The organism is Duganella sp. CT11-25 (genome assembly GCF_047302815.1).
GTDB lineage: Bacteria > Pseudomonadota > Gammaproteobacteria > Burkholderiales > Burkholderiaceae_D > Rugamonas.
Genome location: NZ_JBKBFD010000001.1, coordinates 3521392 through 3541995 on the forward strand (window position 1 = coordinate 3521392; position 20604 = coordinate 3541995).

The window sequence follows — 20604 nt, forward strand, 5'->3', positions numbered from 1 at the left end:
GCGATGCAGTTCCATTTACAAGTGCAAGGCGGGCCAGCGGGCCGGCAAACCATAGCGATCGACGCCGCCAGCGAGGCGGAGGCGATCCGGCAGGCGGCGCGCAGCGGCTGGCGCGTGCTGGCCATCGACAGTACCGGAGATACCGGTGCGGGGGAGCGTGCGCCCTCCGGCATCGGCAAGCAACCGTTCCCGCTGCTGCAATTCAGCCAGGAACTCCTGGCCCTGCTCGAAGCGGGGCTGAACCTCAGCGAGGCCACCGCCACGCTGCTCAACAAGGAAAACCGCAGCGGCCCGCGCGCGACGCTGGCGGCGATCCAGCGCTCGCTCCAGCAGGGCAAAAGCTTTTCCGACACCCTGGCCGATTTCCCGGCCGTCTTCCCCGAACTCTACGTCGCCACCGTGCACGCCGCCGAACGCTCGGGCAACCTGCCGGAGGCGCTGGCGCGCTTCGTCAGCTACCAGCTGCAGTTCGACGCCATCCGCAAGAAACTCATCTCGGCCGCCATCTATCCCACCATGCTGCTGGTGGTCGGCACGCTGGTCGCGCTGTTCCTGATGGGCTATGTGGTACCCAAATTCAGCGTGGTGTACGAAAGCTCGGGGCGCGAGATTCCATGGGCCTCGCAAATGCTGCTGGGCTTCGGCCAGACGCTGGCGGCCCATCCATGGCTGTGCGCGGGCGCGCTGGCCGCGGTGACGGGCGGCGTGGTGTTCGGCCTGGCCAACGCTGCGCTGCGCCAGCGCCTGGTGCTGGCGGTGCTGCGGCTGCCGGTGCTGGCCTCCAAGGCCGCCGAGTTCCGGCTGGCGCGCTTCTACCGCGCCCTCAGCCTGCTGCTGCACGCCGGCATACCGCTGTCGAAGGCGCTGGCGATGACCAACGCCATGCTGCTGCCGGCGCAGCAGCTGCAACTGGTGCAGACCCGGCGCGCGGTCGAACAGGGCCTGCCATTTTCCACCGCGCTGGAACAGAACGCGCTGGCCACGCCGGTGGCGCAGTCGCTGCTCAAGGTCGGCGAGAACACCGGCCGCCTGGGCGACATGCTGGAACGCTCGGCCAAGTTCCACGACGAGGAATTCGCGCGCTGGGTGGACTGGGCCTCGCGCCTGCTGGAACCTGTGTTGATGACGCTGATCGGCGTGGTGATCGGCGGCGTTGTCGTGTTGATGTATATGCCGATCTTCGAGTTGGCGGGGAGTTTGTCTTGAACGCACGCGAACCGGCTGTCCTCAACCCCGAGATGCTGCACGGCGCGCGCGCCACGGCGCTGGCGCAAGGCCGGCCGCAGATGGCGGTGCTGCAGGAAGTCTCCGGCCTGACGCCGGAAGAATTGACCCGCCAGCTGGCCAGCCTGTTCTGCTATCCGGCCTGGCCGATGAGCAGGCTGCAGGCGGCGTCGCCGGCGTTCGACCTGCTGTCCTATACCGACTGCGCACAGCGCGACTGCGTGCTGCTGCGCGCCGAAGCCGGCGCCGACGCCCAGCCGGTACTGGTCATCGGCAATCCCTTTGCCGAGGATACGCTGCACTGGGCCGGCTATGCGATCGGCGGCGGCTACAGCGTGGCGCTGGCGCATCCGGACGACCTCACGGCGTATCTGGCGCAGCAGGAGAGCGTGCAGCAGGCCATGGCCGACATGATGGAAGACGGCAGCCACGGCGAGCTGTCGGGGCTGGACCAGAGCATCGAGGATATTTCGCTGATACGGATCAGCGAGGACAGCAGCCCGGTGGTCAAGCTGGTCAACTCGACCATCTACGACGCGCTCAAGTTCCAGGCCAGCGACATCCACCTGGAGTGCGACGCCGCCAGCCTGGTCATCAAGTACCGCGTGGACGGGGTGCTGGTGCAGGCCGGCCAGGTGCAGGGCTTGCAGATGGCCGAGCAGATCATCTCCCGCATCAAGGTGCTGGCGGAGCTGGACATCGCCGAGCGCCGGATTCCGCAGGACGGCCGCTTCAAGGTGCGCGTCAAGGGCAGCGAGATCGATTTCCGCGTCTCGATCATGCCGAATATCTTCGGCGAGGACGCGGTGCTGCGGCTGCTGGACCGGCGCGCGCTGACCGAGGCGGCGCAGGCGCTGCGGCTGGAGAGCCTGGGCCTGAACGCCGACGCCATCGTGCAGATACGCCGCCTGGCGGCCAAGCCGCACGGCATGCTGCTGGTGACCGGACCGACCGGCTCCGGCAAGACCACCACGCTGTACGCCGCCATCACCGAGATCAATACGGGACGCGACAAGATCGTGACGATCGAGGATCCGGTCGAGTACCGTCTGCCGCGCGTGCTGCAGATTCCCGTCAACGAGAAGAAAGGGCTGACCTTTGCGCGCGGCCTGCGCTCCATCCTGCGCCACGATCCGGACAAGATCATGATCGGCGAGATCCGCGACGACGAGACCGCGCAGATCGCGGTGCAGGCTTCGCTGACGGGCCACCTGGTGTTCACCACCGTCCACGCCAACAATGTGTTCGACGTCGTCGGCCGCTTCCTGCACATGGGCGTGGATCCGTACAGCTTTGCGGCGGCGCTGAACGGCATCGTCGCGCAACGGCTGCTGCGGCTCAACTGCGAGCACTGCGCGGTCGACGTCGCGCCCGATCCGCAGGACCTGCAGGACAGCGGCCTGACCGCGGATCACGTGCGCGAGTGGCGCTTCAAGGCCGGCGCCGGCTGCGGCCATTGCCGCGGCACCGGCTACAAAGGCCGCAAGGCGGTAGCCGAAGTCCTGATCCTGAACGACGCCATGCGCGAAATGATTTGCACCCGCGCGCCGGTCAGCCGCATGAAAGAGGAAGCCGCCACCATGGGTTTCCGGTTGGCGCGCAGCGCCGGCCTGGATCTGGTGCGGCAGGGAGAAACGACTTTACTGGAGCTGAACCGTGTCACTTACTAACCATCTCAGGCAACTGGCGCGGCGCAGCCTTGGCATCCACCTGGCGCCACAGCAGCTGCTGTGCGTGGCGCGCCAGGGACGGCGCGTGATCGAAGGCAGCGCCCTGCGTGTCGACATCGCCAATCCCCATGGCCACTGGCAAACCAGCGTGGATGCGCTGCGCGGCCTGCTGCAACAACAGGCCGCCGAATGGGCGGGGCTGCCGCTGGAGATCAGCCTGTCCAGCCGCTGGAGCCAGATGCTGCTGGCGCCGTGGAGCGATGCACTGCTGTCCGAGTCGACCGCCGCGCGCTTTCTGCAATCGCAGATGGCCGCGCTGTACGGCGACGCCGCGCGCGGCTGGAGTATCGCCAGCGACGACGCGCCATACGGCCAGGCACGCGCGGTGAGCGGCGCGGACAGCGCGCTGCTGCAGGCGCTAAAAGAGACTGGCGCCGAGTGCGGCCATCCATGCCATGCCATCGAACCTGCGCTGGGCGCCGTGCTGCGCCTGATGGCGCAACGCGGCGATGCCCCGCCTGCGGCACTTGCGCTGGTGGAGACCGGGCGCATCACGATGGCGGCGCTGGACGGCGGGCGCATCACGGCCATGCAGTCGCAGCCCGCCGGCGTGGCGTGGATGCTGGAACTGCCGCAGGCGTGGCAACGCTGGACGCTGCGCGCGCCCGAGCTGGCCGGCATCGAACAGGTGGTTGTGGTCGACCTGGACACCGTCCCGGCCCAGGCAGCAGCTCTACCGACGCGCTTCCGCCTGGCGGACAGCCCGTTCGGCACGCCGCCCGCCAGACCCATGGAGGAAGCAGCATGACCCGCCTTAACTTCCTGCCGTCCGCCGCGCCACTTGCCGGCTGGCGGCTTGCCGTGGCGGCGCTCGGCGTGCTGATGCTGCTGCCGGCCGCCGCCAACTGGATGGCCCAGCTGCAGACCGTCAACCGCCTGCAGGCCCGCCTGGACGCGCAATCGGCATCGCTGCGGCCGCAGCACCTGACCAGGCCCGCGCTGGCGCCCGCACAGCAGCAGGAGCTGGATCAGCAGGTGAAGGCCGTGGCGGAAGCCGTGCGCCAACTGAACCTGCCGGTGGCACGCCTGATCAAGACCGTGCAGGCGCCGGCCGACGTCCGCGTCGCATTGCTCGGCCTCGACTTGAACAGCCAGCCGGCACAGGACAGCGGCGCTGCCGCGCTGACCACGCCCGCCGGCGCGCTGAAGATCGCCGCCGAGGCGGAAACCGCGCAGGACATGATCAACTACCTGGCCTTCCTGAATCAGCAGCCGATATTCCGTTCCGTCTATCTGCTCAAGCACGAGATGGCGGCGGCGGGCGGCGGCCCGGAACGGCCATACCAATTCCAGCTGGAGGCCCAATGGCGGCAGTAAAATCCGGCCTGCAGCTCAAGCTGAAGATCGCGCCCAATCTGGCGCCACGCCTGGCGTGGCAGGCGCGCCGCCTGCTGCGCCAGGCCGGCGCCGGCGCCATCATCGGCGCCGTCTGCGCAACACTGGCGCTGTTGGCGCTATGGCACACGTCGCAACTGGATCAGCGCCAGGCCGCGCTTGCCCGCCAGTTGAACGCCGCCGTCCGCGCGGCCGCCGCGCCGCGCGCGCCGGCGGCCACCGAAGCGGACGGCGTCGCAGCCTTCCACGCCTACCTGCCGCCGCACGACGCGATTCCCGACCAGCTCAAGGAACTGGTGCGCATTGCCCAGCAAAGCGGCATCGCCCTGTCCAAAGCCGAATACAAGCCGGAACAGGACGACAAGGCGGGCTTCCTGCGTTACCGCATTACGCTGCCGGTCAAGGCTGAATTCGCGAGCGTGCAAAGCTTCCTCATCGACGCGCTGCAGGCATTGCCGACGCTAACGCTGGAATCGGTCGCCTTCAAGCGCGAGCAGATCGCCTCCGGCGAGGTCGAGGCGCGCATCCAGTTCATGCTGCTGGTGCGGCGGCAGGAGCGGCGCCGATGAGAAAAATCGTCATCGGCGCGGCGGCCGCCGCCACCCTGCTGGCCGCCTGGTTCGCACCCGACCAGGACGGCGGCGTGGTCGGCCCCGCCGGCGCGACCACCCGCGATGCGGCGCCGGCAGCCGTGATCGCGGGGCCTCCGATCGACGTCGCCACGGAAGCCGGGCCGCCGCCGGCTCCCGGCGTCGATCTGCAAATCCATCCGCGCGTGGCCGACGACGAGATGGGCAACGTCTTCGCCAAGCAAAGCTGGGCGCCGCAGGCGCCGCTCAAGGTCATGCAGGAAGAGGTGCCGCAGGCACGGCAGGCCGCCGCGCAATCCGGTCCGCCGGCACTGCCGTTCCAGTTCATGGGCCGCTTTACCGACGAAGGAAAAACCGCCTATTTCCTGCAAATCGACGGCCAGAACGTCGTCGCCCGCCCCGGCGAAAAAGTCAATGATAGCTATCTGCTCGACAGCGTGAGCGGCGATACGATGAACTTCATCTACCTGCCGCTCAACCAGAAACAAACTCTAGTTGTAGGGGACACCAATTGAAACAGACCGCCACCAAACGCCTGCATATCCTTGCAGCCTGCCTGCTGCTGAGCGCCTGCGCCGGCAGCCAGACCTTCAAGGAAGGCAACGCCCTGCTGGACGCCGGGCAGGTCGACCAGGGCCTGGCCAAGCTGGAACAGGCCGCGCACGACGATCCGCACAACGCCGAGTATCGGATCGTCCTGTTGAACCGCAAGCTCAAACTGGTCAACGCGATGAACGGCCGCGCCGACACGTTGCGCCTGAAGGGACAGTCCGCCGAAGCGGAGGCGCTGTACCAGCAGGCGCTGTCCATCGATTCCGCCAACCTGGTCGCGCGCCAGGGCCTGGCCTCGCTGGCGCAGGATCAGCGCCACCAGCAGGTGATGGGCGACGCCGAGGCGCTGTATCAGCGCGGCGGCGAGGCCAATCTGGTTCAGGCGCAGGAAATGCTGCGGCCCTTGCTGGTCGAGCGTCCCAACCAGCGCGACCTGCTGCGCCTGAAAACCCGTCTCGCCGATGCGCAGGCAAAGCTGCGGCCCGCCAGCGGACGCCTGGCCGCAGCCTATCGCAAGCCGGTCACGCTGGAGTTCCGCGACGCCCCGCTGCGCGCCGTGTTCGATTTCATCAGCAAGGTGTCGGGCCTGAACTTCGTCTTCGACCGCGACGTCGATCCGGCGCTGCGCGCCACCATTTCGGTACGCGACACCAGCATCGAGGATGCCATCGGTATGCTGCTGAGCGCCAACCAGCTGGAACAAAGCATCACCGGCGAACGCTCGATCACCATCTACCCGAACAACCCGCAAAAGCAGAAGGACTACCAGCAGCTGCTGGTGCGCAGTTTCTTCCTGGCGAACGCCGACGTCAAGACGGTGGCCTTCTCGCTCAAGACGCTGCTGAAGGCCAGGGACATCGTCACCGATGAGCGCATCGGCACCATCATCATGCGCGACACGCCGGAAATGATACGCATGGCCGAGCGCATCATCTCGGTGCAGGATGTCGCCGATCCCGAGGTCATGCTGGAGGTGGAAGTGCTGGAGGTGAAACGCACGCGCGGCCAGGAGCTGGGCATACGCTGGCCCGATTCGGCCGGCCTGACCTTGCTCGGCAGCGGCCAGTACGGCGCGTTGAACGTCGGCGACCTGCGGCACATCAACGGCGGCAATATCGGCCTGGAACTCGGCTCCGTCAAGCTCAATGCGAACAAGAGCGACACCGACAGCAATATCCTGGCCAATCCGCGCATCCGCGTGCGCAACAAGGACAAGGCCAAGGTGCTGATCGGCGACCGGGTACCGGTGATTACCGTGACCACCAACAACGGCGTCAGCTCCGACAGTGTCAATTACGTCGACGTCGGCCTGAAGCTGGATGTGGAACCGAATATCTATCTCGACGACGAGGTGGCGATCAAGATCAACCTGGAAGTCAGCAGCGTGGTCAAGGAGATCGTCAGCAAGTCCGGCACGCAGGCATACCAGATCGGCACCCGCAGCGCGGCGACGGTGCTGCGGTTGAAGGATGGCGAGACCCAGGTGCTGGCGGGCCTGATCAGCGACGAGGACCGCACCACCGCCAACAAGATTCCCGGCGTCGGCGATCTGCCGATGCTGAGCCGCCTGTTCGGCAGCCAGAAGGACGATTCGACCCGCAGCGAGATCGTGCTGTCGATCACACCGCGCGTGCTGCGATCGATACGCCGGCCCGAGCTGGCGGCGGCGGAATTCTATTCCGGCACCGAGTCCGATATCGGTGGACGCGGCCAGGTCGGCACGACGCTGGCGTCGGCGGGCGACGCGCAGCCTGACACCATGCCGCAGCCGCAATCCATCGCGACGCCGGCAGCGGGCGGCGCCGCGATGGGCGGCAGCTCCGGCATGACCGGTGGCGATGCGCCGAAGAAGGGCCAGTAGCATGGCCAGCACCGGCCAGCGCGGCTTCACCTTCATCGAACTGATGATCACCCTGTCCATCCTGGCCACGCTGGCGATGGTGGCCGCCCCGATGGCGCAGGTTGCGGTGCAACGCGACAAGGAGCACCAGCTGCGCGCGGCCCTGATCGAGATCCGGGAAGCCATCGACGCCTACAAGCGCGCCGCCGACAATGGCCGCATCAAGCTGTCCATCGGCGACTCCGGCTATCCGAAAAAACTGGAAGACCTGGTCACCGGCGTGCCGGACCAGCGTAGCCCGCGCAAGCAGAATATGTACTTCCTGCGCCGCATCCCACGCGATCCTTTCGCGCCGGCCGAGGCAAGCGGCAGCGGCTGGGCGCTGCGCTCCTATGCTTCCGCGCCCGACAACCCGGTCGAGGGTGAGGACGTATTCGACGTCAGTTCCCGTTCGGGCAAGACCGGCTTGAACGGCATCCCTCTCAAACAATGGTGACGCCATGAACCGCACCAAAGGCTTTACGCTGGTCGAACTGCTGGTGGTCCTGGCGATCATCTCGCTGCTGCTGACGATCGCCCTGCCGCGCTATTTCAGTTCGGTCGACAAATCGAAGGAAGTGGCGTTGCGGGAGAACCTGCAGGTGCTGCGCAGCGGCATCGATAAATACTATGCCGACAAGGGGGAGTACCCCGCCGCGCTGGACGACCTGGTGAACCACCACTACTTCCGCAAGGTCCCGATGGACCCGGTGACGGAATCCGCTGCGACCTGGCAGCTGCAGCCATCGGCCGACGCCGACAAGCCCGGCGTGGCCGATATCCGCAGCGGCGCCAAAGGCAAGACGCGCGATGGCACGCCCTACGGGCAACTCTGACATGCGCCATCGGCAGGACGGCTTCGCCTATCTGTGGACGCTGATGCTGGTGGCCTTCATGGGTGTCGGCCTGACCATCGCCGCCGATCTGTATGCGACGGCGATGCGCCGCGACAAGGAACGCGAACTGCTGTTCATCGGCCATGAGTTCCGCCATGCGCTGGAACGCTACTACACCGCCGACCCGGGCCAGAACCAATATCCGCTGACGCTGGAGGAACTGCTGAAGGATCCGCGCTTCCCCAACGCCAGGCGCCACCTGCGGCGCCTGTACGCCGATCCCATCACCGGCAAGGCGGAATGGAGTCTGGTGCTGCAGCAAGGCCGCATTGTCGGCATACGTTCGCTGTCGACGCAGCGTCCCATCAAACAGGATAACTTCGACGATGACGACGCCGGCCTGGCCAGGAAATCGCGCTATGCCGACTGGGTGTTCACCTATCCCTACGATCTGTTCACGCCGTCGCAGGGCAACGGCATCAAGCGCTGACTATCTACTGCCTTGTTGATCCAGGACAGAACCTCACAGGCCTCCACGGTCTAGCTTGAATCATCTGCCACTGAACTCCGGAGGATGAGATGAAACCACGTAAGCACTTGCTCCTTGCATGCCTCTCTGCATGCGTCGCGACGGCGATGGCGCAACCGGCCCCGATTCAACTGATGTCGGCGCCGGTCGCCATCGCCACGCCGCAAGAGAGCGCGGGACTGGTCGCGCGCCTGACGGCGCTGGAAAACCGGCAAGGCCTGGGCGCCGACTACAGCTTCCGCATCAGCAGCCAGCATCCGGGCGTGGTTGGCCAAAAAATCACGCGCGCGCAGCACACCTACAAAGGCTTGCGCGTGCTGGGCTCCGAGTCGGTGGTGGTGACCAACGCCGCCGGCGAGATCGTCAGCGTCTCGACCTCCGACCGCCGGCCCGGCCTGGCGCCCAGCGCGGTCACGCCCGCCGTCCCCACTACGCCGGTCGACATGACACCGACCATCAGCAGCGGCGAGGCGATCCGGCTGGCGACGCAGGTGGTCGCGCCGAACGGCACGCACCGTTGGACGCCGAGCGCGGAACTGCTGATCTATCCCGTGATGAAAACGGTGCGCGTGCCGTCCGCCGCCGGCAAGCCGGACGAGCAGTTGAACGCGCTGGATGTACAGGAGGTGGTTGACCGCTACGCGCTGGCCTACCTGGTGCAGCTGCGCATGGCGCAGGATGGAAAGCTGGTCTACTACGACGTCGTGGTCGATGCCAGGAACGGCGCCATCATCAGCCAGTGGCCGGCGCTGCAAACCGTGGTCGGCACCGGCAACAGCCAGTACAACGGCGTGGTGCCGATCAACACCACGCTGTCCGGCAGCACCTACCAGATGCTGGATGCCTCGCGCGGCGCCGGCGGCAAGTTCGGCGCGATGGCGATCACCAACGCCAATCACAGCTCGCCCAACAATCCCAATCCGGGCACCGTCTACACCAACACCGCCAACACCTGGGGCGATGGCCAGCAATACAACGGCGGCAGCACCACCAACGCCAACGGCCAGACGGCGGCGGTCAACGCGCTGTGGGGATTGATGAACACCTATGACGCCAACAAGAACGTGCTGGGATGGCAGTCGCTGGACGGGAACAATACAGCCACCTACATCGCCGCGCACGTCGGCACGTCCTACGACAACGCCTTCTACGACGACAGCTGCAAGTGCATGTACATCGGCGACGGCAACAGCTTCTACAGCCTCGGCTCGATCGACGTGATCGGCCACGAGATGTCGCACGGCGTGACGGCTTCCACGGCGGACCTGATCTACGCCGGCGAATCGGGCGGCTTGAACGAATCGAATTCCGACATCGGTGGCGAGATGGTGGAAGCCTATGCCCGCAACGGCGGCACCGGCACGGTGATCCCGGCGACCGGCAACGATTGGATGATGGGCAAGGAGATCAGCAGATCCGGCCAGCCGCTGCGCTGGATGTACAAGCCGATCAAGGACGGCAGCAGTCCCGACGCCTGGAGCACCAGCCTGAAAAACCTGGACGTGCACTATTCCAGCGGGCCGAATAACCGCATGTTCTACTTTCTGTCGCAGGGCTCCAACGCCAGCGCCACCAGCGACTACTACAGCCCCTACCTGGTGAAGACGCCGGCCGCCATGACCGGCATCGGCAACGACAAGGCCTACCGCATCTGGTTCAAGGCGCTGACCACCAAGTTCACGGCGGCCACCAACTATGCCGACGCCCGCAACAAGGTGCTGCAGGCCGCGCAGGAGTTGTACGGCGCGACCTCGAAGGAAGCCATTGCCGTGCAGCGGGCCTATGCGGCGATCAACGTCGGCGCCGACATCGACGAGGAAGGCGGCGGCGGCGGTGGCGGCGGCGACACCGAACGCGTGATCAACGGCGGCTTCGAGAACGGCATCACCGGCTGGAGCGGCACCACCGGCGTGATCGGCAGCCACACCGGCCAGACCGCCTACGAAGGCACGCGCTTCGCATGGCTGGGCGGGAACGGCCGCCGCGCGACCGAGACGCTGACCCAGCGCGTGGACATCCCGGCCGCGGCCACCCGCGCGGCGCTCAGCTTCGCGCTGCATATCGACACCGACGAAACCGGCGCCACCGCCTACGACCGGCTGGTGGTCACCGTCAAGAACACCAGCGGCGCCGTGCTGGCGACGCTGGCCACCTACAGCAACCTGGAACCGGCCAACGGCTACCAGGTCCGCACATTCGACCTGATCGCCTGGAAGGGGCAAAGCGTGACGCTATCGTTCGCGATGCGCGAGGACCGCTCGAAGCAGACTTCCTTCGTGCTCGACAAGGTCAGCCTGCTGACCCGCTAGGCATACACGATCCCCCGTGCTGCTGGTATCATCGAAGGCTTGCGCAGCACACGATCTGCGCAAGCCTCGCACAACAACACCAGGGATATAAAAATGACTATTGGCGGAAAGACCATAGAACAGGCTTTGGCCTCCTTGTCGGACATGACCGCGGGCGCGGTCCCTATCGGCAAGGAAGAACATCTGCAGCGCATCGCGCGCGCCCAGGCCTACATGCAGGCGCAGGGAATCGCCGCGATCTACATCAACGCCGGCGCCAACCTGACCTACTTCACCGGTACCAAGTGGCACGCCAGCGAACGCATGGTGGGCGCCATCCTGCCGGCCAGCGGCGCGGTCGAGTACATCGCTCCCGCGTTTGAAGAGAGCACGCTGAAGGATTTCATGGTCGTCGAAGGCGGCGTCAATTGCTGGCATGAGCACGAGAGCCCTTACCAGCTGTTCGTCGCTGTGCTGAAACGCATGGGCATCGCGCCGAATCCTGCACAACCGCCGCGCGTGGGCATCTGCGAAAGCGCTGCCTTCTTCATCTACGACGGTATCCGCCCTCTGGCCGAAGGCTATGCGCTGGAGAATGCGCGCAGCGTGACGGCGCACTGCCGCACCCGCAAGTCGGCCGCCGAGATCGCACTGATGCAGCGCGCCAAGGACATGACGCTGGCCGTGCACGTGGCCACCGCCAGCATGCTGCGCGAAGGGATCACCACCACCGAGGTGGAAGAGTTCATCAACCTGGCGCACCGCAAGGTCGGCGCTTCGGGCTCCTACTTTGTGATCGTGCTGTTCGGCGAGGCGACGGCGTATCCGCACGGCGTGAGCTATGTGCAGACGCTGAAGCCGGGCGACACGGTGCTGATCGACACCGGCTGCAAGCTGCATAACTACATCTCCGACATCACGCGCACCTATGTGTACGGCGAGATCAGCGAGCGTCAGCGCTCGGTGTGGAACAGCGAGAAGAAGGCGCAGGCCGCGGCGTTCGAGGCGGCGCAGCTGGGCGTGCCGTGCGAGCAGGTGGACCAGGCCGCGCGCCGTTCGCTGGAAGCCGACGGCTTCGGTCCCGGCTACAAGCTGCCCGGGCTGCCGCACCGCACCGGCCACGGCATCGGCCTTGACATCCACGAGTGGCCATACCTGGTCGGCGGCGACAAGACGCCGCTGGACGTCGGCATGTGCTTCTCCAACGAGCCGATGATCTGCATCCCAGGTGAATTCGGCGTGCGTCACGAAGACCATTTCTACATGACCGAAAACGGTCCGAAATGGTTCACCGAACCGGCCCACAGCATCGACGATCCATTCGGTCTGCAGCGCTAAGGCGAAAAAAAACGGCAGCACGCAAGTGCTGCCGTTTTTTTTTGGCTAGTGCAGATTACTTGGCGCCGCCGGTGTAGCTGGTTTCCAGCAGTTCCTTGGTCGCTTCGTCGGCGCTCACCAGTTCCGGCACGATGCGGCCGGCCAGCAGGCCCATTTGCGGCGCGGTGCGGACGTATTTGACTTCGCCCTTGGCCAGCACGAAGCTGACTTTGTTGGTGGCTTCGGTCGAGGCGCTGGCCTCATGGCTGCCGCTGACGGCATCGACGTAGAAGTAGCCGCCCGGCTGCGATTTTCCCACTTCCTTGCCGTCCATGCTGATGGCTGGCTGGATCGCCGCGCCGAACATGCTGTTCTTGCGGTAGAAGTAGACGCGGCCCTGATCGGCGCTCAGCTTCGGCGTCGACGCCTGCATTTCGGTGAACTTCGGACCGCTGGCGGCGCAGCCGGTCAGGACGAGGGTGGCGCTGATCAAAGCCAGGCTTAAGATTTTCATGGAGTTCCTGTAGTGGTGAAATGGATTTTGATTTTTTGATCCAATGCCGAATAGCTCTTCTCGGCAGGCAGGTAGAAGCCCGCCAGCGACGACGCGCCATCCACCACCAGGTACGCTTCGTGGACATGCGCGCCTTCGACGGTGAACACGTCCGTCGAGGGTTTGTACACATCGCCCTGGGGTAGGCGGCCAATGCGCGTCCAGCGGCTACCCTGCTTGAGGGTGCGCCGGTAGCCGGTGTTCAGCTGTAGTTCGGCGGCCGACACCAGCGTATATTCGGCGCTTTCAGCAGGAGCCATCACGGCGGCCAGTTGCTGCACCGCGCAGCCACTGACGGCAATGACCAGGCAGGCGCTCAAGAGCAGGCGGAGAAAGAGGAAGATAGGCATTGGAGCGCCATCATAACCGCCTTGCCCATTGGAAATTCTCTCCAATACTAACGCAACAGAAGAAATTGCGCTTACAGCTTGGCGTCAGGCGCGCTTCATCACCAGCGTCAGGATGTCGTAGCTGGCCACCAGTTCGTCGCGCTGGTTGGTGATCTGCACATCCCATGCGACCACGCCCTGGCCGATGCCCTTGTCGTCGGTGCGGTTGCGGTCGACCTTGCGCTTGCAGGTCAGGCGCGCGCGGATGGTGTCGCCGATCGCCACCGGCGTGATGAAGCGCAGGTTGTCCAGGCCGTAGTTGGCCAGCACCGGACCGGGCGCCGGCGAGACGAACAGTCCGGCGGCGGCCGACAGCACGAAGTAGCCGTGCGCGATGCGCTGGCCGAACTGCGTGTCCTTGGCGGCGATGTCGTCGAAGTGCATGTAGAAGTAGTCACCCGAGACGCCGCCGAAGTTGACGATGTCCGCTTCGCTGACGGTGCGGCGGTGCGTGAGCAGCGAGTCGCCCATCTTGAGGTCTTCGAAGTGTTTGCGGAACGGGTGCACTTCGCTTTCCTGTACCTTGGCGCCGCGCACGTACTCGCCGGTGACGGCGGCCAGCATGGTCGGCGAACCTTGCACCGCGGCGCGCTGCAGGAAGTGGCGCACCGCGCGGATGCCGCCCAGCTCTTCACCGCCGCCGGCGCGGCCCGGGCCGCCGTGTTTCAGTTGCGGCAGCGGCGAGCCGTGGCCGGTGGAGTCGACCGAGGCTTCGCGTTCCAGTATCAGGACGCGGCCGTGCGAAGCGGCCGCCATCGGCACGGCGTAGGCGGCGATCGCCGGTTCCTTGGTCACCAGCGTCGAGACCAGCGAGCCCTTGCCGCGCGCGGCCAAGGCCAGCGCTTCGTCGATGCCGTTGTAGCTGATGATGGTGCTGACCGGACCGAAGGCTTCGACATCGTGCACGGCGTCGTTGCGCATGCCGTCGCGGCACAGCAGCAGCGTCGGTGCGAAGAAGGAACCTTCGGCCACGCCCTCGCCGACCGGCGAGAAGCCGTCGCGCGCGCTGAACAGGATTTCGTTGCCGCGCGCGAGCAGTTCGACGCGCTCGGCGACGTCGCGCTGCTGGTCGCGCGACGCCAGTGCGCCCATCCGCACGCCTTCCACCGACGGATCGCCGACGCTGACCTTGGCCAGGCGCTCGCGCAGCCGCGTGCCGACCGCGTCGAGCATATTCTCCGGCACGATGATGCGGCGGATGGCGGTGCACTTCTGGCCGGCCTTGCCGGTCATCTCGCGCGCCACTTCCTTGACGAATAAATCGAATTCAGGATCGTCGGCCGAGACGTCCGGCGCCAGGATGGCGCAGTTGAGCGAGTCCGCTTCGGCGGTGAACGGTACCGAGTTGGCGATCAGGTTGCGGTTGGTGCGCAGCTTGGCGGCGGTGTCGGCCGAGCCGGTGAAAGTGACCACGTCGGCGCCTCCCAGCCGGTCCAGCAGGTCGCCGGTGCTGCCGATGACCAGTTGCAGCGCGCCTTCCGGCAGCAGGCCGGATTCGTGCATCATGCGCACCACGGCTTCGGTCAGGTAGCTGGTGGCGGTGGCGGGCTTGCCGATGCACGGCATGGCGGCCAGGAAGCTGGGCGCGAATTTCTCCAGCAGGCCCCAGATCGGGAAGTTGAAGGCGTTGATGTGGACCGCCAGGCCGCCGCGCGGCACCAGGATATGGGTGCCGGCGAAACCGCCGTTCTTGCCGAGCGCGATGGCCGGGCCTTCGTGCAGCACATTGGACGAAGGCAGCTCGCGGCTGCCCATGCTGGCGTAGGCGAACAAGGTGCCGGTGCCGCCTTCGATGTCGACCCAGCTGTCGGCGCGGGTGGCGCCGGTCAGGTGCGAGATGGCGTACAGCTCTTCCTTGCGGCTGGCCAGGTACAGCGCCAGCGCCTTGAGGCGCGCGGCGCGCTGCTGGAAGTCCATCTTCATCAGCGCCGGCACGCCGGTCTTGCGGGCGTAGGTGACGGCTTCGTCGAAGTCGATCTTTTCAGCGTGGGTGTGATAGATCACCGAGTTGTTCAGGGCGCTGTGCAGCGGCGCCGACGCTTCGGCGCCGATCCAGCGGCCTCCGATCCAGCTTTGCAGGGTTGATGCCATGTTTATCTCCGTTCGTTATCGCATTCGTTATGCTTGGGCGTTCTTGTGCAGGTGCAGCGGCAGCGCGCTGTCCCATTCGATGCGCTTGCGGCCTGTTTCGATTTCGGTCAGCGCTTCGACTTCGCGCATCGTGTTCATCGAGCGCACCGCCAGTTCCTGGTACTGGCCGGTGCCTTCGGTCTTCCATTTGATCTCGTCGTCGCGCAGTTCGCGCGCGACCTTGGCCGGCGTGCCGACCACCAGGCTGCGCGGCGGCACTTCCATGCCGGCGCGGACGAAGCTCATGGCGGCGACAATGCTCTCGGCGCCGATCACGGCGTTATCCATGATGACGGTGTTCATGCCGACCAGGGCGTTGCGGCCGATGCGGCAGCCGTGCAGCACGGCGCCGTGGCCGATATGGCCATCCTGCTCGACCACCGTGTCGCAGCCGGGGAAGCCGTGCATGACGCAGGTGTCCTGCAGGTTGGCGCCCTCCTCCAGCACCAGCCGGCCGAAGTCGCCGCGCAGCGAAGCCAGAGGACCGACGTAGCAGCGCGGGCCGACGATGACGTCGCCGATCAGCACCGCGCTGGGGTGCACGTAGGCGGTCGGATGGACCACCGGGGTGACGCCGTTGATTTCGTATACCTTAACCATCATGTCTCCTGTTCCGCCGTCGTTCCCGCGAAAGCGGGAATGACGGACGGCTATACGCGCTCTATCACCAGGGCGATGCCCTGGCCCACGCCGATGCACATGGTGCACAGCGCGTAGCGTCCACCGGTGCGCTCCAACTGGTTCAGCGCGGCCAGCACCAGGCGCGCGCCGGAGGCACCCAGCGGGTGGCCGATGGCGATGGCGCCGCCGTTCGGGTTGACGTGCGGCGCGTCGTCGGCCAGGCCGAGGTCACGCGTGACGGCCAGGCCTTGCGCGGCGAAGGCTTCGTTCAATTCGATGACGTCCATCTGCTCGATGGCGAGGCCGACCTGCGCCAGCACCTTCTTCGACGCCGGCGACGGGCCGAAGCCCATGATGCGCGGCGCCAGGCCGGCGGTGGCCATGCCCAGCACGCGGGCGCGTTTCTTCAAGCCGTATTGTTCGGCGGCGGCGGCGGACGCCAGCAGGATGGCGCAAGCGCCGTCGTTGACGCCGGAGGCGTTGCCCGCCGTGACGCTGCCGTCCGGGCGCACCACGCCTTTGAGCTTGGACAGCATCTCGACCGTGGTGTCCGGGCGTGGATGCTCGTCGGTGTCGACGATCTTCGGATCGCCTTTTTTCTGAGCCAATGCGACCGGCACGATCTCGCTCTTGAACACGCCGGCGGCATGGGCGGCGGCCCAGCGCTGCTGGCTGCGCACCGCGAAGGCGTCCTGGTCGGCGCGGCTGATGCCGAACTCCTGGGCGACGTTTTCGGCCGTCTCCGGCATGCTGTCGATGCCGTGCTGCGCCTTCATCAACGGATTGACGAAGCGCCAGCCGATGGTGGTGTCCTCGATCTTGGCGGCGCGCGAGAAGGCGCTGTCGGCCTTGCCCATGACGAAGGGCGCGCGCGTCATGCTTTCCACGCCGCCGGCGATGACCAGCTGCGCTTCACCGGACTTGATGGCGCGCGCGGCGATGCCGACCGCGTCCAGCGACGAGCCGCATAAACGGTTGATGGTGTTGGCGGGGACCTCGACCGGCAGGCCGGCCAGCAGCGCGGCCATGCGGCCGACGTTGCGGTTATCCTCGCCGGCGCCGTTGGCGCAGCCATAGTAGACGTCGTCCACGCGCGACCAGTCGACGCCGGGATTGCGGGCGATCAGCGCGGCGATCGGCAGCGCGGCCAGGTCGTCGGCGCGCACGCCGGCCAGCGCACCGCCGTAGCGGCCGAAGGGTGTGCGGATGGCGTCACAGATAAAAGCTTCGTTCACGGAATCTCCTTAATTTTTCGGACGCTGGTCGACCACGCGGCGGGCCTTGCCCGTCAGCGTGCGTTCGATGCCGTTGGCGGCCAGCAGGCGCACACGCGTGGTGACGCCGACATAGGTTTTGATGTGATGTTCCAGTTCGCGCGCCAGCGCTTCGGTCTCGTCGGCGGGCGTGTCCGGGCGCAGTTCGGCCAGCACATCCAGTTTGTCGAGATGGCCGTCGCGGCTGACGACCAGTTGATATTGGGGAGCGAGCTTGGGCATCTTGCAGATCAGTTCTTCGATCTGGGTCGGGAACACATTGACGCCACGGATGATCAGCATGTCGTCCGAGCGGCCGGTGATCTTGCCGATGCGGCGCATCGAACGCGAGGTCGCCGGCAACAGGCGCGTGAGGTCGCGCGTGCGGTAGCGGATGATGGGCAGCGCTTCCTTGCTGAGCGAGGTGAATACCAGTTCGCCCTCTTCGCCGTCCGGCAGCACCTCGCCGGTTTCGGGATCGATGATCTCCGGGTAGAAGTGGTCTTCCCAGATCACCGGGCCATCCTTGCTCTCGATGCATTCGCTGGCGACGCCGGGCCCCATCACTTCGGACAGGCCGTAGATGTCGACCGCGTCGATGCCGGCGCGCTGCTCGATTTCCTTGCGCATGGCGTCGGTCCACGGCTCGGCGCCGAAGATGCCGACCTTGAGCGGGCTGGCTGCGGGGTCGAGACCCTGACGCTGGAATTCCTCGATGATGTTGAGCATGTACGACGGCGTGACCATGATGATGGACGGCTTGAAGTCCTGGATCAGCTGTACCTGTTTCTCGGTCTGGCCGCCGGACATCGGGATCACCGTGCAGCCGAGGCGCTCGGCGCCGTAGTGCGCACCCAGGCCGCCGGTGAACAGGCCATAACCGTAGGAGATGTGCACCATGTCGCCACGACGGCCGCCGGCGGCGCGGATCGAGCGCGCGACCACATTGGCCCAGGTGTCGATGTCGTTCTGCGTGTAGCCGACCACGGTCGGCTTGCCGGTGGTGCCGCTCGATGCATGCACGCGCACCACGCGGTCCTGCGGCACGGCAAACATGCCGAACGGGTAGTTGTCGCGCAGTTCCTTCTTGCCGGTGAAGGGGAACTTGGCCAGGTCGGCCAGCGTCCGCAGGTCGTCGGGGTGGACACCGGCGGCGTCGAAGGCGGCGCGGTAGTGCGCGACATTTTCATAGGCGTGCTTGAGCGACCATTGCATGCGCTGCAGCTGCAAGGCGTGCAGTTCATCCTTGCTGGCGCGCTCGATCGGCTCCAGGTCGGATGGCTCGGGAATACGTTGGACCATTTCTGTCTCCTCCTTATGCTGGATGCTGCGGGACGACCTCGCCGCTGACGCGATGCGACTTCCCCCGGAACAGCGCGACCGTGCGGCCGTCCTGGTTGCTGACCTTGACGTCGTAGACGCCGCTCTTGCCGGCCAGCGCCTGCTCGACCGCGGTGGCGGTCAACACATCGTGCAGGCGGCCGGGCGCGAGATAGTCGATGGTGCAGCCGGCGCCCACCGTGTTGTGGTTATGGCTGTTGCAGGCAAAGGCGAAGGCGCTGTCGGCCAGCGCGAAGATGAAGCCGCCGTGGCAGCTGCCATGGCCGTTGAGCATATCCTCGCGGATCGCCATCGACATGCGGGCGTAGCCGGGGGCCACGGCGTCGATGGTCATGCCCAAGCCTTGCGAGGCGGGGTCGCGCGCAAACATGGCGGCGGCGACGGCTTCCGCCAGTGCCTGCGCCTCGCTTGCGCTGCGCTCGGGCGCGGCGGCCAGGATGCCGAGCTTAGTCATGGAAACGCCCTCCGCTTGCCAGCTTGCGGCGCAGCAGAGGCGAGACGCGGTAGCGGTCCTCGCCGTAACCGGCCGCCAGGTTGGCCAGCACGGCGACGATCTGCTCGACGCCGACGGCGTCGGCCCATGCCAGCGGGCCGCGCGGGTAGTTGACGCCTTTCTGCATGGCGATGTCTGCAGCTTGCGCGCTGCAGACACCCTGGTGGACGGCGTCCGCCGCCTCGTTGGCCAGCATGGCGACGGTGCGCATCACCGCCATGCCGGGAACGTCGTCGAGCCGAGTGACCGTGAAGCCGGCCGCCTGCAGCAGGCCGACCACCGCATGGTAGGCGGCGGGCGAACATTGGTCCGAACAAGAGACGGCGATACGCCTGGCGGTGGCGTAGTCCAGCGCCAAGTCGAACAGCACCGTGTCCGGGTGGTGGTTGTCGCGCGCGCGCTGGGTGGCGCTGCGGCCATCGGTCAGGTAGACGGCGGCGCCGTTGCAATGGAAGGCGGGTGCTTCGTCGCCTGTCACGTGGCCACGCGTTTCCGGCGCCTTGCGGTGGGCGACGTCGATGCCGGAGGCGCGCAGGCGCGCGGCCAGCGCGTCGGCCATCGCCCCGCCGACCGCGTGCGACGCACCGCCGACCGCGCCCGCTTCGACCGTGTAGCTGACGAATTCGGGACGCGGCTGCGGCGCTTCGGCCTGCGCCTGCGGCGCTGCGGCGGCGCCTTCGCCGTAGTGGTAGAAGCCGCGTCCCGTCTTGCGGCCGAGGAAACCGGCGTTGACCATTTCCTGCTGCAGCACCGACGGCGTGAAGCGCGGGTCGTTGAAGTAGGCGTTGAACACCGATTGCGTGACCGAGAAATTGACGTCGTGGCCGATCAGGTCCATCAGCTCGAAGGGCCCCATGCGGAAGCCGCCGGCTTCGCGCATGACGGCGTCGATGGTGGCGGCGTCGGCGGCCTGCTCGCTCAGCAGGCGCCAGCCCTCGGCGTAGAACGGACGGGCGACGCGGTTGACGATGAAGCCGGGCGTGGATTTGGCGTGCACCGGATTCTTGCCCCAGGCGGCGGCGGTGTCGTACACGGTCTGGGCGACGGCGGCGTCGGTGGCCAGGCCGCTGATCACTTCGACCAGCGCCATCAAGGGCACTGGATTGAAGAAGTGCATGCCGACCAGCCGCGCCGGCGCGCGCAGCGTGGCGGCGATGGCGGTGACCGAGATCGACGAGGTGTTGGTGGCGAGGATGCAGTCGTCGCCGACGATGCTTTCCAGTTCGGCGAACAGGCCGCGCTTGACGTCGAGGTTTTCGACGATGGCTTCGACCACCAGCGCGGCGTCGGCGACCTCGGTCAGCGCGACGGCCGGCTGCAGGCGGGCGATGGCGGCGGCGCAGTCGATGGCGCTGATGCGCTCCTTGACGACCAGCTTGTTGAGCGCGGCGGCGATGTCGGACAGCGCCTTGGCGACGGCTTCGGGACGGCTGTCGTACAGCTTGACGGTGTAGCCGGCGACGGCGGCGACCTGCGCGATGCCGGCGCCCATGGCGCCGCTGCCGACGACGGCGATGGGGCGCGCGGTGTGGAGGGCGGCCATG

General features: G+C 66.6%; 20 protein-coding genes. 12 read left to right on the forward strand and 8 right to left on the reverse strand.

Annotation, left to right across the window (positions count from 1 at the left end; genetic code table 11):
- Positions 1-3: 3 nt before the first annotated feature.
- The 12 genes from ACEN9F_RS15160 (at position 4) to ACEN9F_RS15215 (ending at position 12301) form a co-directional block, all read left to right on the forward strand.
- Positions 4-1206, forward strand: coding sequence for a type II secretion system F family protein (locus ACEN9F_RS15160; RefSeq protein ID WP_413420872.1), 1203 nt, complete (start codon positions 4-6; stop codon positions 1204-1206).
- A 32-nt stretch (positions 1207-1238) separates the two neighbouring features.
- On the forward strand, positions 1239-2894 hold the full coding sequence (locus tag ACEN9F_RS15165) for a GspE/PulE family protein (protein WP_413427074.1): 1656 nt from the start codon (positions 1239-1241) through the stop codon (positions 2892-2894).
- Complete coding sequence (locus tag ACEN9F_RS15170) at positions 2881-3702, forward strand: hypothetical protein (protein ID WP_413420874.1); 822 nt, start codon at positions 2881-2883, stop codon at positions 3700-3702. Before ACEN9F_RS15165 ends, ACEN9F_RS15170 begins: the two co-directional genes overlap by 14 nt.
- Positions 3699-4271, forward strand: coding sequence for a hypothetical protein (locus ACEN9F_RS15175; RefSeq protein WP_413420876.1), 573 nt, complete (start codon positions 3699-3701; stop codon positions 4269-4271). Before ACEN9F_RS15170 ends, ACEN9F_RS15175 begins: the two co-directional genes overlap by 4 nt.
- Positions 4259-4858: a hypothetical protein gene (locus ACEN9F_RS15180; protein WP_413420878.1), complete on the forward strand. Its 600-nt coding sequence runs from the start codon at positions 4259-4261 to the stop codon at positions 4856-4858. The genes ACEN9F_RS15175 and ACEN9F_RS15180 overlap by 13 nt, the downstream gene beginning before the upstream one ends.
- Positions 4855-5394, forward strand: coding sequence for a hypothetical protein (locus ACEN9F_RS15185; protein WP_413420880.1), 540 nt, complete (start codon positions 4855-4857; stop codon positions 5392-5394). Before ACEN9F_RS15180 ends, ACEN9F_RS15185 begins: the two co-directional genes overlap by 4 nt.
- Positions 5391-7292, forward strand: coding sequence for a secretin and TonB N-terminal domain-containing protein (locus ACEN9F_RS15190; protein ID WP_413420882.1), 1902 nt, complete (start codon positions 5391-5393; stop codon positions 7290-7292). The genes ACEN9F_RS15185 and ACEN9F_RS15190 overlap by 4 nt, the downstream gene beginning before the upstream one ends.
- Before the next feature lies 1 nt (position 7293).
- On the forward strand, positions 7294-7767 hold the full coding sequence (locus tag ACEN9F_RS15195) for a type II secretion system protein (protein WP_413420884.1): 474 nt from the start codon (positions 7294-7296) through the stop codon (positions 7765-7767).
- 4 nt (positions 7768-7771) lie between these two features.
- On the forward strand, positions 7772-8146 hold the full coding sequence (locus ACEN9F_RS15200; RefSeq protein WP_413420886.1) for a type II secretion system protein: 375 nt from the start codon (positions 7772-7774) through the stop codon (positions 8144-8146).
- Between the two features lies 1 nt (position 8147).
- Positions 8148-8636: a type II secretion system protein gene (locus ACEN9F_RS15205; RefSeq protein ID WP_413420888.1), complete on the forward strand. Its 489-nt coding sequence runs from the start codon at positions 8148-8150 to the stop codon at positions 8634-8636.
- A gap of 89 nt (positions 8637-8725) precedes the next feature.
- On the forward strand, positions 8726-10984 hold the full coding sequence (locus tag ACEN9F_RS15210; RefSeq protein WP_413420890.1) for a M4 family metallopeptidase: 2259 nt from the start codon (positions 8726-8728) through the stop codon (positions 10982-10984).
- 93 nt (positions 10985-11077) lie between these two features.
- Positions 11078-12301, forward strand: coding sequence for a M24 family metallopeptidase (locus ACEN9F_RS15215; RefSeq protein WP_413420892.1), 1224 nt, complete (start codon positions 11078-11080; stop codon positions 12299-12301).
- Positions 12302-12356: 55 nt separating this feature from the next.
- On the opposite strand, the gene ACEN9F_RS15220 is transcribed toward ACEN9F_RS15215, so the two are convergent.
- The 8 genes from ACEN9F_RS15220 to paaH all read right to left on the reverse strand — a co-directional run bounded on the left by ACEN9F_RS15220 (position 12357) and on the right by paaH (position 20603).
- Positions 12357-12794: a DUF2846 domain-containing protein gene (locus ACEN9F_RS15220; protein WP_413420894.1), complete on the reverse strand. Its 438-nt coding sequence runs from the start codon at positions 12792-12794 to the stop codon at positions 12357-12359.
- On the reverse strand, positions 12791-13183 hold the full coding sequence (locus ACEN9F_RS15225; RefSeq protein WP_413420896.1) for a hypothetical protein: 393 nt from the start codon (positions 13181-13183) through the stop codon (positions 12791-12793). The genes ACEN9F_RS15220 and ACEN9F_RS15225 overlap by 4 nt, the downstream gene beginning before the upstream one ends.
- Positions 13184-13267: 84 nt before the next feature.
- Entirely contained in the window at positions 13268-15313 is a 2046-nt protein-coding gene (gene paaZ, locus ACEN9F_RS15230) for a phenylacetic acid degradation bifunctional protein PaaZ (protein WP_413420898.1), read from the reverse strand.
- 27 nt (positions 15314-15340) lie between these two features.
- Positions 15341-15952, reverse strand: a complete 612-nt coding sequence (gene paaY / locus ACEN9F_RS15235) for a phenylacetic acid degradation protein PaaY (protein ID WP_413427076.1) — start codon at positions 15950-15952, stop codon at positions 15341-15343.
- A 50-nt stretch (positions 15953-16002) separates the two neighbouring features.
- The gene (pcaF, locus tag ACEN9F_RS15240; RefSeq protein WP_413420900.1) at positions 16003-17208 is read right to left on the reverse strand and encodes a 3-oxoadipyl-CoA thiolase; all 1206 of its coding nucleotides are present in this window, start codon (positions 17206-17208) and stop codon (positions 16003-16005) included.
- 9 nt (positions 17209-17217) lie between these two features.
- Positions 17218-18528, reverse strand: coding sequence for a phenylacetate--CoA ligase PaaK (paaK, locus tag ACEN9F_RS15245; RefSeq protein WP_413420902.1), 1311 nt, complete (start codon positions 18526-18528; stop codon positions 17218-17220).
- Positions 18529-18541: 13 nt separating this feature from the next.
- Positions 18542-19021, reverse strand: coding sequence for a hydroxyphenylacetyl-CoA thioesterase PaaI (gene paaI, locus ACEN9F_RS15250; RefSeq protein WP_413420904.1), 480 nt, complete (start codon positions 19019-19021; stop codon positions 18542-18544).
- Positions 19014-20603, reverse strand: coding sequence for a 3-hydroxyacyl-CoA dehydrogenase PaaH (gene paaH, locus ACEN9F_RS15255; protein WP_413420906.1), 1590 nt, complete (start codon positions 20601-20603; stop codon positions 19014-19016). Before paaH ends, paaI begins: the two co-directional genes overlap by 8 nt.
- Between the last annotated feature and the right edge of the window lies 1 nt (position 20604).